Annotated in this window: 17 protein-coding genes; 10 read left to right on the top strand and 7 right to left on the bottom strand. The window is 38.4% G+C overall.

What is annotated here, in order from left to right; all coding sequences use genetic code 11:
• Window positions 1-6: 6 nt before the first annotated feature.
• From rsmH to H528_RS0105820, 4 genes are all read right to left on the bottom strand, one after another.
• Entirely contained in the window at window positions 7-864 is an 858-nt protein-coding gene (gene rsmH / locus H528_RS0105835) for a 16S rRNA (cytosine(1402)-N(4))-methyltransferase RsmH (protein WP_028845811.1), read from the bottom strand.
• 7 nt (window positions 865-871) lie between these two features.
• On the bottom strand, window positions 872-1,333 hold the full coding sequence (gene mraZ, locus H528_RS12890; protein WP_022853400.1) for a division/cell wall cluster transcriptional repressor MraZ: 462 nt from the start codon (window positions 1,331-1,333) through the stop codon (window positions 872-874).
• A 212-nt stretch (window positions 1,334-1,545) separates the two neighbouring features.
• Window positions 1,546-3,099 carry a two-component system sensor histidine kinase NtrB gene (locus H528_RS0105825; RefSeq protein WP_022853399.1) on the bottom strand — a complete coding sequence of 518 codons (1,554 nt, stop codon included), beginning with the start codon at window positions 3,097-3,099 and terminating at the stop codon, window positions 1,546-1,548.
• A complete protein-coding gene (locus H528_RS0105820) occupies window positions 3,086-4,435 on the bottom strand; it encodes a sigma-54-dependent transcriptional regulator (RefSeq protein WP_022853398.1) in 1,350 nt (449 codons plus the stop codon). Before H528_RS0105820 ends, H528_RS0105825 begins: the two co-directional genes overlap by 14 nt.
• Window positions 4,436-4,614: 179 nt before the next feature.
• Here H528_RS0105820 and H528_RS0105815 point away from each other — a divergent pair, with 179 nt between their 5' ends.
• On the top strand, window positions 4,615-5,259 hold the full coding sequence (locus H528_RS0105815) for a DUF8196 domain-containing protein (protein WP_022853397.1): 645 nt from the start codon (window positions 4,615-4,617) through the stop codon (window positions 5,257-5,259).
• 43 nt (window positions 5,260-5,302) lie between these two features.
• On the opposite strand, the gene H528_RS12885 is transcribed toward H528_RS0105815, so the two are convergent.
• Window positions 5,303-5,869, bottom strand: a complete 567-nt coding sequence (locus tag H528_RS12885; protein WP_022853396.1) for a prepilin-type N-terminal cleavage/methylation domain-containing protein — start codon at window positions 5,867-5,869, stop codon at window positions 5,303-5,305.
• A gap of 111 nt (window positions 5,870-5,980) precedes the next feature.
• On the opposite strand from H528_RS12885, the gene H528_RS0105805 reads away from it, so the two are divergent.
• The 9 genes from H528_RS0105805 to H528_RS0105765 all read left to right on the top strand — a co-directional run bounded on the left by H528_RS0105805 (window position 5,981) and on the right by H528_RS0105765 (window position 14,984).
• Window positions 5,981-7,615 (top strand): GspE/PulE family protein, encoded by a 1,635-nt coding sequence (locus tag H528_RS0105805; protein WP_022853395.1) that lies wholly within the window; start codon window positions 5,981-5,983, stop codon window positions 7,613-7,615.
• Window positions 7,615-8,826: a type II secretion system F family protein gene (locus tag H528_RS0105800; protein WP_022853394.1), complete on the top strand. Its 1,212-nt coding sequence runs from the start codon at window positions 7,615-7,617 to the stop codon at window positions 8,824-8,826. Before H528_RS0105805 ends, H528_RS0105800 begins: the two co-directional genes overlap by 1 nt.
• A complete protein-coding gene (locus H528_RS0105795) occupies window positions 8,827-9,732 on the top strand; it encodes an ExeA family protein (protein ID WP_022853393.1) in 906 nt (301 codons plus the stop codon).
• Window positions 9,729-11,081 carry a hypothetical protein gene (locus H528_RS0105790; protein ID WP_022853392.1) on the top strand — a complete coding sequence of 451 codons (1,353 nt, stop codon included), beginning with the start codon at window positions 9,729-9,731 and terminating at the stop codon, window positions 11,079-11,081. Before H528_RS0105795 ends, H528_RS0105790 begins: the two co-directional genes overlap by 4 nt.
• A complete protein-coding gene (locus H528_RS0105785; RefSeq protein WP_022853391.1) occupies window positions 11,062-11,688 on the top strand; it encodes a prepilin-type N-terminal cleavage/methylation domain-containing protein in 627 nt (208 codons plus the stop codon). The genes H528_RS0105790 and H528_RS0105785 overlap by 20 nt, the downstream gene beginning before the upstream one ends.
• A gap of 86 nt (window positions 11,689-11,774) precedes the next feature.
• Entirely contained in the window at window positions 11,775-12,137 is a 363-nt protein-coding gene (locus H528_RS0105780) for a hypothetical protein (RefSeq protein WP_022853390.1), read from the top strand.
• 67 nt (window positions 12,138-12,204) lie between these two features.
• Window positions 12,205-12,561 carry a GspB domain-containing protein gene (locus H528_RS0105775; RefSeq protein WP_022853389.1) on the top strand — a complete coding sequence of 119 codons (357 nt, stop codon included), beginning with the start codon at window positions 12,205-12,207 and terminating at the stop codon, window positions 12,559-12,561.
• Window positions 12,542-14,065: a hypothetical protein gene (locus H528_RS0105770; RefSeq protein ID WP_022853388.1), complete on the top strand. Its 1,524-nt coding sequence runs from the start codon at window positions 12,542-12,544 to the stop codon at window positions 14,063-14,065. The genes H528_RS0105775 and H528_RS0105770 overlap by 20 nt, the downstream gene beginning before the upstream one ends.
• 4 nt (window positions 14,066-14,069) lie before the next feature.
• Window positions 14,070-14,984 (top strand): tetratricopeptide repeat protein, encoded by a 915-nt coding sequence (locus H528_RS0105765; protein ID WP_022853387.1) that lies wholly within the window; start codon window positions 14,070-14,072, stop codon window positions 14,982-14,984.
• 2 nt (window positions 14,985-14,986) lie between these two features.
• Here the strand turns inward: H528_RS0105765 and nusB are convergent, their stop codons facing one another.
• Together nusB and ribH are read right to left on the bottom strand one after the other, a co-directional pair.
• The gene (gene nusB, locus H528_RS0105760) at window positions 14,987-15,400 is read right to left on the bottom strand and encodes a transcription antitermination factor NusB (RefSeq protein WP_022853386.1); all 414 of its coding nucleotides are present in this window, start codon (window positions 15,398-15,400) and stop codon (window positions 14,987-14,989) included.
• On the bottom strand, window positions 15,400-15,867 hold the full coding sequence (gene ribH, locus H528_RS0105755) for a 6,7-dimethyl-8-ribityllumazine synthase (protein WP_022853385.1): 468 nt from the start codon (window positions 15,865-15,867) through the stop codon (window positions 15,400-15,402). Before ribH ends, nusB begins: the two co-directional genes overlap by 1 nt.
• Window positions 15,868-15,871 lie beyond the last annotated feature (4 nt).

The raw sequence follows: 15,871 nt of genomic DNA, 5'->3' as shown, positions 1-15,871 counted from the left end.
GTCCTCCTAAATGCGTTCAGCAGCACGCAACTTGGCACTCCTTGCCCGTGGGTTTTCCCTGATTTCTTCTTCTTTGGGCACCACGGGCTTTTTGGTAAGCGCCCTGAGGCGGCTGTCTTCTTTGAAAGCACGTTTTACCAAACGGTCTTCCAGAGAATGGAAAGAAATCACCACCAGGCGTCCCCCGGGCTTCAATACGTCTGGGGCATCTTTTAAAAACCTGGCTAGGTTGTCCAGTTCTTTGTTTACCGCGATGCGCAGGGCCTGAAAGGTCTTGGTGGCTGGATGAATCTTAGCCCTTCTAGCCCGCGCAGGATACGCCCGATAAACCAGGTCAGCCAGCTCTTTAGTGGTGCGGATAGGGGCCTTGCGCCTGGCCTCACAAATAGCCGCCGCAATGCGCGCTGCAAAGCGTTCTTCCCCAAAAGACTTAAGCAAGTCTTCAAGCTGCAAACGAGAGAGTTGATTCACCAAGTCTTTTGCGGTTCTACTCAGGCGCTTGTCCATGCGCATGTCAAGGGGTTCGTCTTTCAGGAAGCTGAAGCCTTCACCACTTTCCTCAAGCAAAAAAGAAGAAAGCCCGAGATCTACCAGGACACCATCCACAGGGCCCTTGCCAAGTTCATTTAAAACTTCTTTTATACGGGCAAAGTTCTCACGCACTATCTGATACCTGCCTTCAAATACCTTCAGGCGTTCCTTAGCAAGTTTTAAAGAGGACTCATTCCACTCAAAACCAATGAGAAATCCATTTGGGCTTGATTTTTCAAGTATGGCGTAACTGTGGCCCCCAAGGCCTACGGTTCCGTCAACATAAAGGCCCCCAGGCCTTACCCCAAGCCAATAAAGCGCCTCCGCAAGCAATACACTTTTATGCTTGGACTCCTGGGTTGAGGATGTTGGCGACAGAGGCGCTGAGTTCGCCAAAATTTTCGCGCACGCGTTTGAATTCTTTTTCAAGACGCTCTGGGCTCCATATCTCAAAGTAGTTAAGCATACCAAGCAAAACCACCTCTCTTTCAATACCGACTTCTTCACGGAGGTGGGCCGGAATCAAAATACGTCCCTGGCGGTCAGGTTGACATTCCTCAGCAGAGCCTAAAAAATAGCGCTTGAATAAACGCAACTCTGGCGGATCAAAAGGAGAATTTGATAATTTTTCTTCTAATGCTTGCCATTCAGACCAGGGATAAACATGCAAACACTCCGGCGTATTAGTCATGATCAGGGTGGCATTTCCATAACGGTGCTTGAGCACCTCGCGAAAACGGGCCGGAATACTCAAGCGCCCTTTGTTGTCGAGATTATGGGCGGAACGCCCTCGAAATCTCAAAAACCACCTCCGACCACTTTATTCCACTTTATACCACTTCAAGCTAGTAAAAATTCATCGGATATGTCAAGAAAAACTTAAGCTACAAAATATAGGGCAGTAAAAACAAAAATTATCCAAGATAATGTGGCACATTGCGTACTAACTAAAATTTTTTGGTGGTAAAAAGTGGGAAGCTCTAACGTTAAAAGGAAAGGTTAGGCCAAAAAAAATTAGCTCTTAAAAAGAATCTCTTTGGGGAAGCTAAGGCTAAAGCAGGTCTCTGAAGCAGAAGACTTTACGTTTATTTGGCCTTTGAGCCCTTTTACCAGGCTATAGACCACCGCGAGCCCAAGACCAGTGCCGTGGGGTTTGGTGGTAAAAAATGGCTCAAAAATCCTGGGAGCTATTTCTTGAGAGATCCCTCCGACATAATCGATAACTTTTATTTCAAGGTGATCATCTTGTTCTTGACAAACCAAACGTACGGTTGCTTCTCGGCCGTCATATGCCTCAATGGCATTTGAGCAAAGGTTTAATAAGATTTGCTTAAAACGCCCGGCATCTACCCTGAGATTGATCCCTGGAGGGATATCTATTTCCCAGTGTATGTCTTTTTCTTTAAATTTTAAAGCCAATTCATCCTGAATCTCGCCAATAATCTTTAAAAGATTGGTCTTTTCAGGTGCTCCGGCAGTGGGCTTAGCAAAAAGCAAGAAGTCCGAGACCAAAACATCAAGCCTTTGGGCTTCACGGGCTATAATCTCAAAAAGTCTCTCGCCTCCTGGTTTTACCAGGTCCTGTTCTTTCAAAAACTCCACGGCTCCGCAAATCGATGCCAGGGGATTTTTTATTTCATGCGCAAGCCCTGAAGCAAGGGTTCCAAGGGCTGCTAAGTGCTCTGCACGTCGCAAACGCTCTTCTTTTTCTTTGATGGGGGTAATATCCTGAAAGATTAAGCTATAGCCAAATATTTCTTTTTTCTCATCTTTGAGAGGAAAAAAGCTATAACCAATGTATATCGGCTGGCCGTTTTTTTTGAGCAAAAGCTCACAGCGCGAACTCTCCGGCACAAAATCAAAGCCATCAAATGCTTCTTTGAGGCTAAGTCCTTCAAGATCGTTTCTTTGGAGAATAGCTTTGGCAGCCTGATTGGCGGAAATAATCTTTTTAGAAAGATCCGTAACGATTAAACCTGAAGCCAAAGATTGCAGTATGAGTCTGTGAAGCTCCTCAGCACGAAAAAGTGCTTGGTGGGTTTCTGCTATTTTTTTTCGTGTGCGCTCGCGCTCCTCTACGTAACGCAGGGCTAGCAACCCGGAAAGTCCCATGGCTCCAAGGGGTACAAAAAACTGTAAGATAGTCTGGGGGTTTAGAGGAGGTCTTTCAGGATGCCAGTAGATAAAAGAATAACTGAGCAAAGAAATAAAGGTAAAGGTATCTGCCCCTCGACGCCCTAAATGAAATCCCGCCACAAAAATAAGGAGAGGATAAAGAAAAATAAAAGGGCTTTCGCGGCCACCTGTAGTCTCTATAAGAATATCGATCAATAAAAGATCAATTAAAAGCGAACTCCAGAGGACTTTTTGTTGAGAAATTTTCTTTTTCGCCAAAAAGTAAAAAAAGGTATTGCCCCAGAAACCTAGAAAAATAAGTAAGGAATATCTGGGAAATATTTCACCATAGCCCAGGACAGAAAAAAAACTTGCTACAGTGCCGGCTAGGATCAGAAGGATACGCAGAAAATCAAAGGTCTTTGAGGGTTTTTCAAGCTCAAGATAGTCCATATTTAGCAAGCCTGTAACGAAAAGAACGGAAATTTAAGCCAAGGAGCTTGGCGGCTTCGGTTTTATTGCCTCTAGTGCGTTCAAGGGCCTGCTTAAGAAGGGAAGACTCAATGCGTGCCAGAAGGTCTTCGAGATCAAGACCTTCAGGGGGCAGCTCAATCTCAGCAGGGTCTTTTGTGCTTTTTTCTATTTTTTTGCGTGAGAGGATAAGGCTTTCTGGAAGAATTAAAGGCCCTGACTCAAGGGCAACAGAACGTTCGATAATATTTTCAAGCTCGCGCACATTCCCTGGAAAATCATATTCCATAAGGGCCTTTAAGGCGAAATCAGAGATTCCTTCAATTTTTTTACCCATTTTTTCGGAATATTTTTTAAGGAAATGCTCCACTAAAAGCGGGATGTCTTCTTTGCGTTCTCGAAGAGGGGGAAGGGTCAAGGTTATCACATTCAAACGGTAAAAAAGATCTTCGCGGAAATTTCCTGCCAAGACTTCTTTTTCTAAATCGCGATTGGTGGCAGAAATGATGCGCACGTCTATTTTTATTTCTTTGGTGGCACCAAGGGGCATGATGGATTTTTCCTGGACCACGCGCAGGAGTTTCACCTGCATCTCAAGAGGCAGCTCCCCTATCTCGTCGAGAAAAATCGTCCCCTGATGAGCCTTAAGAAAAAGACCTTCTTTGTCTTTGGTGGCTCCAGTAAAGGCCCCTGCCTTGTAACCAAAGAGCTCACTTTCAAGGAGATTCGGAGGAATACCGCCACAATTTACCACTACAAAGGATTTTTCCCTCCTGGGAGAAAGCTCATGGATAGCCCGCGCCACGAGTTCTTTCCCGGTGCCTGATTCTCCCATAATCAAAACATTTGAAGGCGCTTTGGCCACCCGGGGCAGGAGGTCGAAAATACGCTGCATGGCAGGGCTTTTGCCAATTATACCCATGAAACGGGAAACATCTTCGCGGCTGTGCCTGGCACTATCTTTTTCAAGGGCCTTGAGAATAAGTTTACGCAATTCGTCTAATTTGAACGGTTTGGCCACATAATCAAAGGCACCTTCTTGTTTGGCAGCCACCGCTGTATCAAGGGAAGCATAGGCCGTAATCATAATGACGGGAAGATAAAGCCCTTTTTCACGTAGGGCCTTAAGAAAGGAAATACCATCCATGCGAGGCATGCGAATGTCTGCCAGGATAAGATCAACTTGCTTTTTATCAAGAAAAGAAAGGGCTTCCTCGCCGTCTCCTGCCACGGCAACCTGAAAGCCCTCTTTGGTCAGGAAAATTTCAAGGAATTCCTGTAAACTCTTGTCGTCATCAACAATGAGAATCGTTGCCATCCTTAAATTTTTTTCGGCTTTTTCCGGTTATTCTTAAAGCTAACATTTGAAATTCCGTAACAACTCCCTTCATTCCTTCCCTCCTTCTTTCATTCCTTCACTCCTGGTTCTTTATGTGCTATCTTTCATATAAGAAAGAAAAATTGATCACTCGCTAAATACTTTAGTGGAGTAATTATATGGAACTTCAGGAAATCAAAGAAATATTACAAACACACGAAAATAAAATTGACAGAAACATAAGAGAGCTTGAACTTCTAAAGCAGATTTCTACCGATAACCTTATGGCTGTTCTTGAGCTCCGCAAAGGCCAGGAATTCCTCACCCGGGAATTTAAGGCCTTCAAAGATGAAATGAAGGAATTCAAAGATGAAATGAAGGAATTCAAAGATGAAATCAACAAAAAGTGGGGAGAGCTTGCTAATCGCCTTGGCACCCTTACTGAAGACATATTCGCCCCAGGCATCCCATATCTCGTTAAAAGTCTTGGTTATAAAATAAAAAAACGCATGCTCAACGTGGAATACAAAAAAGAACACCTTTATAACCAGTACGACGCTATCGTGGTAGCTGAAAATGGCGAAGAAGCCGTTTTTGTGGCTGAAGTAAAAAGTCAGCTAAGACCTGAGCACTTCGACGAATTTAAAAGAAAACTGGAAAATCTTCCCATTTATGAACCTTTTTACGAAGGAAAGATTATTCCCGTTCTTGCTGCTTTTCAGATCCCAGAGGATCTTATCTCCATTGCCAATCGTCGCAAAGTGCTCCTGGTGCGCATGGGTGGGGATTATCTGGAACTCTTAAATCCTGAAGTACTAAAATAAAGGAGAATGGGCGCAGGCCCACTCTCCTCGGTCTTTCAAAGAACTACAAACGGAAACAAAGGTTGTAAGACCTTGCAGGATCATAGGTAGTAGCCGAACCATCTCCCTGGATAGTTCCCTTACTCGGATTTCCGTCATCGTTTGAGGAATCAATAATAGCGGCAATATCTCCGGGAACATTTGTGAAACAAATCGTATGTCCAGAGAGGTTGTAATCGTTGTAATTGATATAAACCCTACCGCCAAAGGGATGAGTAGGATGCTTATTACCAGAGCCTGAAATAATTCCAGCGCATCTTAAATGTGTCCAATATCTTCCCCAGTCGGTACCGTCTTCATCATCCATGCGGCCATCACCATCGCCGTTGCGGGTATCACAATCGGGGAACCTGGTAGTTGCCTCGGGATCGTCTCCAGGAAGCACTCCGTATCTTTCCTGATAAGTGTAAATAGCCGCTACATAGCCTTTGTAGTCGTTTACCAGACGTTTTACTTTCGCGTTCGTAATAATTTCCTGGCCCTTTAAAATTCCACCCAAAATAATACCAATGATTACCAAGACAATAGCCAACTCTACCAGGGTAAAGCCTCTTGTTGCCAAACGGTCCATGACAAACAATCCTCCTTGCAATTTTTTCAACTATTTCGGTTTCTTGAGAAAAAACTTTAAGGTCTGCTCCAAAATACCGAATAAAAGACAAGAGTTTTCCCTGGAGTTGGTATGAAACAAAAACCCATTGGCCAGCTTTTAAAAGAAAAAGGCTATATCTCAGATGACCACATCAAGTTCGCTCTAAAGGAACAGGAAGCCACCAAAGAAAGGTTAGGCGAGATCCTGGTTCGCCTTGGAATTGTTACGGATTTTGAAGTAGCCGTCGTACTTGCCGAACAAAGCGGTCTTCCCTTCATGGAACTAGAAAATCTCTTGCCGGAAAAAAAGGCCTTGCTTCAAATCCCCGCCAACTTTGCCAGAGAGGCCCTGGTTTTACCATATAAAATTTCTGAAAAGTTACACATCGCCATAGCAGATCCGTTCAACGCCCGTACCCTAGAAGCGCTCAACAAAGTGGTAAAAATACCTTACGAACTATATGTAGCCCCCAAAAGCCAAATCCAAGAAACAGTTGAACGTTTTTATTATCTCCTGCAACACCCACCAGAAAAAGAAATTGCAGAACTTCTCCAAAAATTAAAAAGAAATCCCGGGTTTAATTTCGATGTAGAACAACTTTTTCGTAACATAATGGTATCAGCCATAAGTTACAAAGCTGCTGATATCCACCTTGTTCCCTCAGAGAAATCCTCACGTGTGTATTTTCGATTAGATGGAATTCTCGAACTCATGTTTGTCTTCCCAAACCAAGTTCACCCCCGGTTAATCAGTGCGATAAAAGTAAAGGCCGAAATGGATATTGCCGAACAACGCCTGCCTCAAGATGGCAAAATGCGTTTTGAATTTCTGGGTGAAGAATTTGACCTGAGAATTTCTACGGTGCGCGGCGTTTTTGGCGAAAATATGGTCATCCGTCTGCTCCCAGTAAAAGCCTCAGTGCGTCATCTCACAAGCCTTGGATTTGACCAGGAAGAAGTAAATGCCCTTGAAGAACTTTTTAAAAAACCCTATGGCATGATCTTAGTAACCGGCCCCACAGGAAGCGGAAAAACCACCACCCTATATGCGGCTCTCCGCCTCATAGATGTCCTTCATAAAAACGTGGTAACTGCCGAAGACCCGGTGGAATATAGCTTTCCCCTTATCAGGCAAACCCAAATCAACGAAGACATTGGCTACACTTTTGCAGCAGCCATAAGGCATTTTTTGCGCCAGGATCCAGACGTAATCCTTATCGGAGAGATACGCGATGAAGAAACCGCCACTATGGCGGTTCGCGCTGCTTTAACAGGGCATCTTTTTCTGTCCACCTTACATACTAATGATACGATCTCAGCTATTGAACGCTTAAGGGATCTTAAACTTTCTGATTCTCTCATTGCAGGAGCACTAATTGGCATTACAGCCCAAAGGCTTTTGCGCAAAAATTGTCCTTATTGTCTCGAAGAATACAAACCTGAACACGAGATTCTCGAGCGTTACCAACTTCCTGCAGATGCAGTTTACCTGCGCGGCATAGGGTGTGAAAACTGCCGTGATACAGGATTTCTCGGACGTACGGCAGTAACCGAAATCCTCATACTTTCCGATGAAGTTAGAGAAATGATTGCCCAAGGAAAACCTGCTACTGAGATCGCAACTTTTGCCAGAAAAAAGGGTTTTAAAACGCTTTGGGACTCAGCCCGCAAGCGCATACTTGCTGGCGAAGTTGCTTTAGAAGAAGCCATAAGGGTGCTTGGCTAATGCCTGAATTTACATACGAGGCCTTTGATCCCAGAACAGGAAAACACATAAAAGAAAGCGCTGAGTTTTCATCTGTTTTAGAACTTTTTCAACGTCTCCAGGACAGAGGAATAATCCTCATTAAGTATAAACAAAAAAGAAGCTGGGGCTTACGGGGTTTATCCTTTTCAAGAGTTAGCAGACGTGAACTTGCAGAGTTCTGCCGTAATCTTGCTTTTATGTTGCGGGGCGGAGTTCCGATTTTACACGCCTTAGCAGACCTAGAAAAAGCTACTGAAAACAAATCCCTAGCAAAAGCTATTCGCAAACTTAGATCATACGTGGAAGAAGGGCGGAGTTTTTCAGAAGGCTTAGAAACAACAGAAAATGTGTTTAGCCCCATAGTGAAAGCGTTAACCCTTGTGGGAGAAGAAAGTGGCAAACTTCCTGAAACACTTGAAGCAGCATCGGAGCATCTTCTGCGGGTTGACGAGATTATTTCAAATACCAAACGAGCTTTAATTTATCCGACTTTTGTCTTTATTTCTATGACAGCCGCGCTTGCTTTTTGGATATTTTTTGTTTTGCCCCGCATCCTTAGCCTTTTCCAAGAAATGAATACCGAATTACCTCTGGCTACCAAGGTACTTATAAAAATTGTGTCATTTTCTGCGGCTAACTGGCCCTATTTTTCCTTACCTCCCTTATTAATAGCTTTGGGGACCATTCTTGTAATCAAAAACGAGAAATGTAAATTTTTTTGGGAAAAATTTTCGCTAAAAATTCCCCTTTTAAAAAAGATTAAACGCTACTCTTTACTTGCTTTCTTTTTTGAATACATCGCTCTCTTATTGTATTCCGGGATAAGCCTGATGCGTTCCCTTGAAATTATGCAAAAGAGCTTTAAAAGCCCTTATTTTTTCCAAATCCTTGAACTGATCAAAAAACGTATTGAGGAAGGATATTCATTTACTCGGGCTTGTGAGGTTTCGTCATTTTTCTCTCACCTAGAGCTTCGCATGATAAAAGTGGGGGAAGAAACAGGCAACTTGGTTGAACAATTGCGCTACCTTGCCGATTACTATTACCAAGGGCTTGAGCACTTGGTAACAGCCCTTTCAAAAATAATAGAACCAATGCTCATAATTATAGCAGGGCTTATGTTCCTAATTATAGCCCTAGCACTTATAGGGCCGATTTATGATCTGGTATCACAAATAGGGGCGGGATAAATGACAAAAGTACCTGATTATCTGGAAATTTTTGGCCTAAAAGACCATCCTTTCCGCCTCACCCCTGATACCGATTATTTTTTTCCTTCAGAAACACATGTTAAAACGTTTGAAATAATTAAATATGGTCTTTTACGAGGAGAAGGCTTCATAAGCTTAACCGGAGAACCAGGAACCGGAAAAACACTTTTGCTCCGTCTTCTTTTAAATGAATTACCCAAAGAAAAAGAAATCGCAATCATTCTATCCCCGACGCTTTCTCCTATAGATTTGCTAAGAGCCATTCTTGAAGACTTAGAAATCCCTTTTTCAACCGTAGACAGTAAGGAACAGCTATTAAGACGTTTCAGGGATTATCTCATTAATATAAGCCATGAAGGAAAAACCCTTATACTAGTAATAGACGAAGCCCAAAACTTACCATCAGAAAGTCTAGAAGAGTTACGTTTGCTTTCCAACCTGGAAACTGAAAAGAAAAAATTGGTTCAAATACTACTAGTAGGTCAGCCTTTACTTGAAGAAAAGCTTAAAAGACCCGAATTGTCACAACTACTTCAACGCATAACGATTAACGAATGTTTATCCTCTCTTTCGCGGGAAGAGACTCTAGATTACATACTTTTTCGATGGGAAAAGGCCGGAGGCTCAAACCTTGAGATTTCATATACCGCACGAAAACTTCTTTATCAACATAGTAAAGGAATTCCACGCTCAATTAATAAAATTATGGACAGAGCGATACTTTTCGCTGCCGCAAAAAATACTAACAAAATAGACAAAGAAATTGTAGTTGACGCTTTAGAAAGTCTAAAAATAGGAGATTTTTACACTAAATATCACTTATTTTTACCTCTTATTTTTTCTACACTACTAATAATTCTTGGAATATTTTGGTGGCTCAGATGAGAAAAATTTTAGTCATAAAGAAAGACAAAGAGACAATAAAAGGAATAACTTTTAAAAAGGCAAGAACTATTTTTAATGTGCAAGAGCCACCACGATTTTTTCGCAAACAAGAACTAAAAAGCAAAAGATTCATATTAGTTTCTGAATTTCCAGAGCTTCACTTCTCTACCGAAAATATTGTTAAGTCTCCAGAAGAAATAATTGAACTACAGCTAAGAGAGAAACCTAGAGAACTTGGACTTTTTGAAACTACACCAGCTATTTCATTTCGAATAGAAGAAGGACTTGGCCCACAGATAGAAGTAAGTTTTTGCGCGGTAAATTATAGTTCAATTAAACAATTAATAAGAGAAGTTAGCGATATTGAAGCTCGTTTACAAGGGCTTTATCCTGAGCAACTCGCTATTGCTTTTTTAACTCTAAAAGAAACAGATGAAAATACATTGAGTGTTTACATATCTCAAGATAAGATCTATATTTCCTTAACAGGGGGAAACAGGTTATACTTTTTACGTACCTTAGAAGTTAATCCTTTATTTGGTCCGACTTCCTCCCAAATAGAAGAAGCATTATTAGCAGCTATCGACTTTGGGGAACGACTTCTCAATATAAATATAAAAGGAATTATTTCTTATGGTCCCAAACGTGAACTGTTACCAAATACAAGTTTAACAGCAATAGTTCCTTCTTTTTCTTTTATAAAAGGCATAGAAAAAGACCAAATTCTCGATGAACCAGAATTATTTGGAGCTTTATTTGTTCCTGAAGATTTTAGTCTTCTACCAAGAGATTATCGAAAATTTTTATGGCATTTAAATGCAGCAAGGAAATTAGGTTTTATTTTTTTGTTTATTTCATTAATAAATTATGGAATATGGTTTTTTCTTTCCCCTAAAAATAAAGAATTAGAAAGAGAAATATCCTATTTACAGAAAAAATCAGAAGAATTGACAACGCAATTAAATAATATATTGACTCCAGAAGAAAAACAAATTGTAAAAACTTACATTGAGACTAAATCCAAGTTTGACAAGACATTTCGTTTAGATGTTTTTTTGTATTGGCTAAATGAAATAACACCTCCTGATCTCATTATCAGAGACCTAGCAGGAGGAGAAGCTGTAAACAAAAAATTATCTGAAAAAACCACGAAAGAATACGCTCAAGAAAGCCCCTTTCCTATTTTCCTTGAAGTGGAAAGTCTAGGAAGTTTAAAAAAAGTTCAAAAAAGCTTCGATATTTTTTTGGAAGGACTACAAGAGAAAATTTCAATTAAAAAAAATTTATTCTCTTACGATGATAAAAATAAAAAAGGGATTCTAAAAATCTATGGAGAATTTAAACCTTAGTAAAAATGGTTTCACCATGGTGGAATTAGCGATCGTACTAGTAGTGCTTGGCTTATTACTAGGCATAGGGGTAACTCTAATAGGGCCGTTAATTAAAACGAGCAAAATACGTGAAACGAAAAAAATTATGGAAGAAATAGTCTATACCATAAGGGGCTATGCTTTAACCACGGGAACTTTACCTAGTCCTGTTACGATTTGTGATGCATCAATTATGCCCAAAAATATATTTGGAAAAACAAAAGATTCATGGAGAAAAGAAATAAGGTATCTAAAAGCAACTTTAGACGGAAATGAAATATGCAACTCTACAACTACTAATCTAAAAATATATTTTTGCAAAGACTGCCAATGCTTAAATTATGAAGAAAAAGCAAATATTGCTTTTTTGTTAGTAAGTGGGGGACCAAACTACAATATTCAGACAGGGTTAGATGCAAATATAGTCAAAATTTATCCCCAATATCAGCAATGTCAAGTAGACAATTATGAATGCAACAATCCAGATTATGCATATAAAGATCCACAAAGACAAGAAGAATACGACGACATTGTAGAATATTGGAAATTAGAAACTCTGAAAGGTGCTGTGTGCGGAACACTGTAGAAGCAAAGACAGTATAAACAACATGGACACCATAAAGAAGGACACAAGGAACAATATCGAGAACAAAGCGGAAATAAATAGGTAGTATGAAAAAAATAATAATCCATAAAAGAGAAATAGCAGGAATAGTTATTAGTTGCCTGGTATTACTATTGAGTACATACTTAGTTATCAATAATATTTATAAAAATTTTAATACAACACAATACCATTCAACATTAATAGAAGAAGAGAAACACTTAACAAAAGAATTAAAATCGCTTAAAAAAATAAAAGAGATGAATATAAAAAGACCAAAAGAAATCGATTTTAAAATAAACATAACGACACAAGATTTAAATGAACAACTATCTTACCTATACAATGAAAAAACATTTACGTTTGTAAAAAGCTTTGAACTTAAAAAAAATAAAAAAATAAATATAAAGGGCAGAAAAATTGTTTTTTAAAGATAGAAAAGAAATAATTATCATATGGCTACCATATATAATTACAACGATACTAATAAGCTCATACTTGATAAAAATTTTACAAAAAAGCCCTTTTATTCCAAAAATTCGTAACGAAGAATTCATCTACCTTAAATGGAAAAAAGAAAGTAGACAGAAAAAATACCAGAAAGCGGGTAATATCTCTTTTCTAAAGAAAGAAATAGAAGAAAAAAAGGGACCACAATTAGAAAAAACATTTACTCTAACTACTATAATATCAGTAAAAAAACAGAAAGCATGCATAATAAACGGAAAAATTTACTATGAAGGATACAAATTAACAAACAACATAAAAATTTTTAAAATAAAAAACAAAAGTGTAATCTTAAAAGTAAAAAATAAATATATAGAGGTAAAACTCGGTGAAACAATTAAAATTTAGCAAAATAATCCTTTTAATCATAATTATAGGCTTTATCACTTCATGCGGATCAACCCACCAGCCTAAAGTGGAAGAAAAAATTCACAACAATTACATCTTAATTCCTGACAGGAAAATTAATAAACAAAAGACAACAAAAAGGAATAATAAAACAGAAATTCCACAAATTTCCTTCAAGAATCTTTCTCCTTTAGATACAGAAAAAATTAATATATCAGTAGAAAACGAAAATTACAAAAAACTTTTATTAGCGATAGCCAAAATTGCAGGATTAAACTTAATAATAACAGATGATGTTGTAAAAGAACTACCACCTGAAAGAAAAAATATAACAGTAGAACTTCAAAATATAACACTAAGACAAGCACTAAACATAATAACCGACTTACTAGGAGTAGCATATTATATAAAAAACGGAATAATCTTCATTTCACTATATGAAGAAAAAATATTTGATTTAAATTTTTTGACAGGTTTGAGGGGAGCAAGCTTTGAATTGGGAGGAGACGTACTTGGCAATACCGGAGGAAACAATCAAGGGAAAGAAAATAATATAATAAGTCCACTAAAAGGCAAAATAGAAATAAAAGGTGATTTAAATGCGAAAAATACAGATATTTACACAACAATAGAAGAAAATATCAAAAAACTATTATCAGACAAAGGAATTTTTACTATAAATAGGTATACTGGAACAATATATGTAAGAGATAAAGTACAAAATATTCGCCGAATTACAAAGTTAATAAACAAAATAAAACAAAAATATAACAAACAAGTTCTGATAGAAGCTAAAATTATTGAGGTAAATCTTGAAAAGACATTTCAATATGGCATTAACTGGCAAGTCATTTTAAACAATAATTTAAAAGACACTCTACATCTAACAAGTAGCACAAGCTTTTTGTGGCAAGACAGCAAAAGTTTAGTCTTAAATTTAAGAGGAACACCTTATTTTGATTCTATAATCCAAGCTATTGCCCAATACGGAACAATTAAAATTGTTTCTAATCCTCGAATCAGAATCTTAAATGGACAACCAGCAATAATTGGAATAGGAAAATCAATTTCATATATTAAGGAAATAGATAGACAAACAACAGCTTATGACGGTGTAACTACAGTAGAAACAACAGTGGATACAAGCGCAGTATTTGATGGATTACTATTTAAAGTAACTCCACATATTAGTGATAATAACGAAATAACATTAAACATTGTCCCAATAAAAAGTGACGTCATAAAACTAAAAACATCAAAAATCGATAATTATGAAATAACATTACCAGACGTTAACTTAAGAGAAACAAGTACGGTCATAAATGCAAAAGATAATGACATGATCGTTATAAGTGGACTCATAATGGACAAGAACAGCGATCAAAAAACATACGTGCCTGGCATATCAAAAATACCACTTATCGGGGATCTATTTAAAGCAAAAGAAGAGTCCAGATCAAAAGTAGAACTTGTTATCTTGATGAAAGCGTCAATAATAAAATAGTAAAATGAGCAAATTATTTGAAGCCATCAAAAAATTGGAGAACAATAATAAAAAAATAGAAAGCAATATAAATAAAAGAAAAGAACAAAGAAGAAAAAAAATTTATCCAGTAATAACATGCATATCTATAATGCTTGGAATTATAAGTATTTTATTAGCAAACAAAGCATATAATCAGAAAAACTCAACCATAACCAGAACTCAACACCAGAGAACCACAGAAAAAACAAACCTATTAGCAAAAGAAAAATCAAAGACAGAAAGCCATAAAAAAATAATAAAGAAAGATATCGCTAGTACGGCAAAAAAGAAAAAGACAGCCTCAAAAAACAACATAAATACAAGTAAAGTCAAAGAAACTAAAACAAGAAAGAAAAAGGATACCATTAAAAACAACAAGAAATTAACCACAAAAAACAAAACTAATAAAACATTATTACAAAATTCAAACCATAATACAGCACAAGCACCACTAATGAAGGACTACAGAGAGGAAGTATATGATCATCACAATCAAGACAATCTGCATTATATTAAACCGGCAAAAGAAGTTCATACGGAAAACTATAAGACTTTATTAGCTTTAGCAGAAGAAAAAAGGAAAGATAAACAATTTAAAGAAGCCTTATATTTCTACCAAAAAGCTTTATCAGAACCAAACCTACCTCATGAAATAAAGGCTGACATATTGAATAACGTAGGGGCTATATATTTAATCAATAGCAACTATAAAAAAGCTTGCAAAGTTTTAGAAGAAGCATCTAGAATTAAAAACGATGATATTATCGCTAAAAATTTAGTTGTGTGCTATTTAAACCTCAAAAACTATAGAAAAGCCTGTAGCATTATCTCTCATATGATACAGAAAAATCCACACAATAAAAATTGGCAAGAGTTTCAAAAAGGATTTTGCCAATAAAGCTAGCTTTCTTTAAGTTTTTTCTTATAAATAGCATCTAAGATACCATTTACAAAAGCTGCGGATTCGTCTGTGCCAAAGGCCTTTGCAAGTTCGATGGCTTCGTTTATTGACACTTTAGGCGGGATATCCTCTCTGAAGAGTAATTCATAGGTGGCCAAACGGAGAATATTCCTATCAATAGCGGACATACGTGATAGCTTCCAGTGTTTGGAAAATTCTTCGATGGTTTGGTCTATTTGTTTTTGATGCTGGGCTACCCCATCGACTAATTCTCTTGCAAACTCAAGGACTTTGCGCGAAGGATTAAAATAGCCTTCATAGGTTGCAAAAGCCTCTTTAAAGGGCACTCCGGCTACATCGGCCTGATAAAGAATCTGAACCGCTATTTCGCGTGCTTTTCTTCGTACACCCATTAGAGTTTGCGCAAAAGATTAGCCATCTCAAGAGCCACCATAGCGGCATCAAAGCCCTTGTTTCCGGCTTTGGTCCCGGCTCTCTCAATGGCCTGTTCGATATTGTCCGTGGTTAACACACCAAAGGCAATAGGAGTCTCGGTTTCAAGCATAACCTGGGCTATACCTTTGCTGGCTTCTGCTGCCACATAATCAAAATGAGGCGTTGCCCCCCGAATAATAACTCCCAAACAAATGATGGCGTCATACTTGCGCGAAGAAGCAAGCTTTTTGGCCACTAACGGAATTTCAAAAGAACCTGGCACCCAGACCACATCAACACCTTCTTTAGAAACTCCATGACGAGAAAGGGCATCTAAAGCCCCTTCAAGCAACTTTTTACTGATAAGACTATTGAAACGTCCTACGATAATCCCAAATTTTAAGCCTTCCCCTTTGAATTCACCCTCTAGAACGCGATATTCCATATTG

Source organism: Thermodesulfatator atlanticus DSM 21156 (assembly GCF_000421585.1).
Taxonomy (GTDB): domain Bacteria; phylum Desulfobacterota; class Thermodesulfobacteria; order Thermodesulfobacteriales; family Thermodesulfatatoraceae; genus Thermodesulfatator; species Thermodesulfatator atlanticus.
Note: the sequence above shows the minus strand (reverse complement) of the source record. Positions and strands in the feature narration are given on the sequence as shown.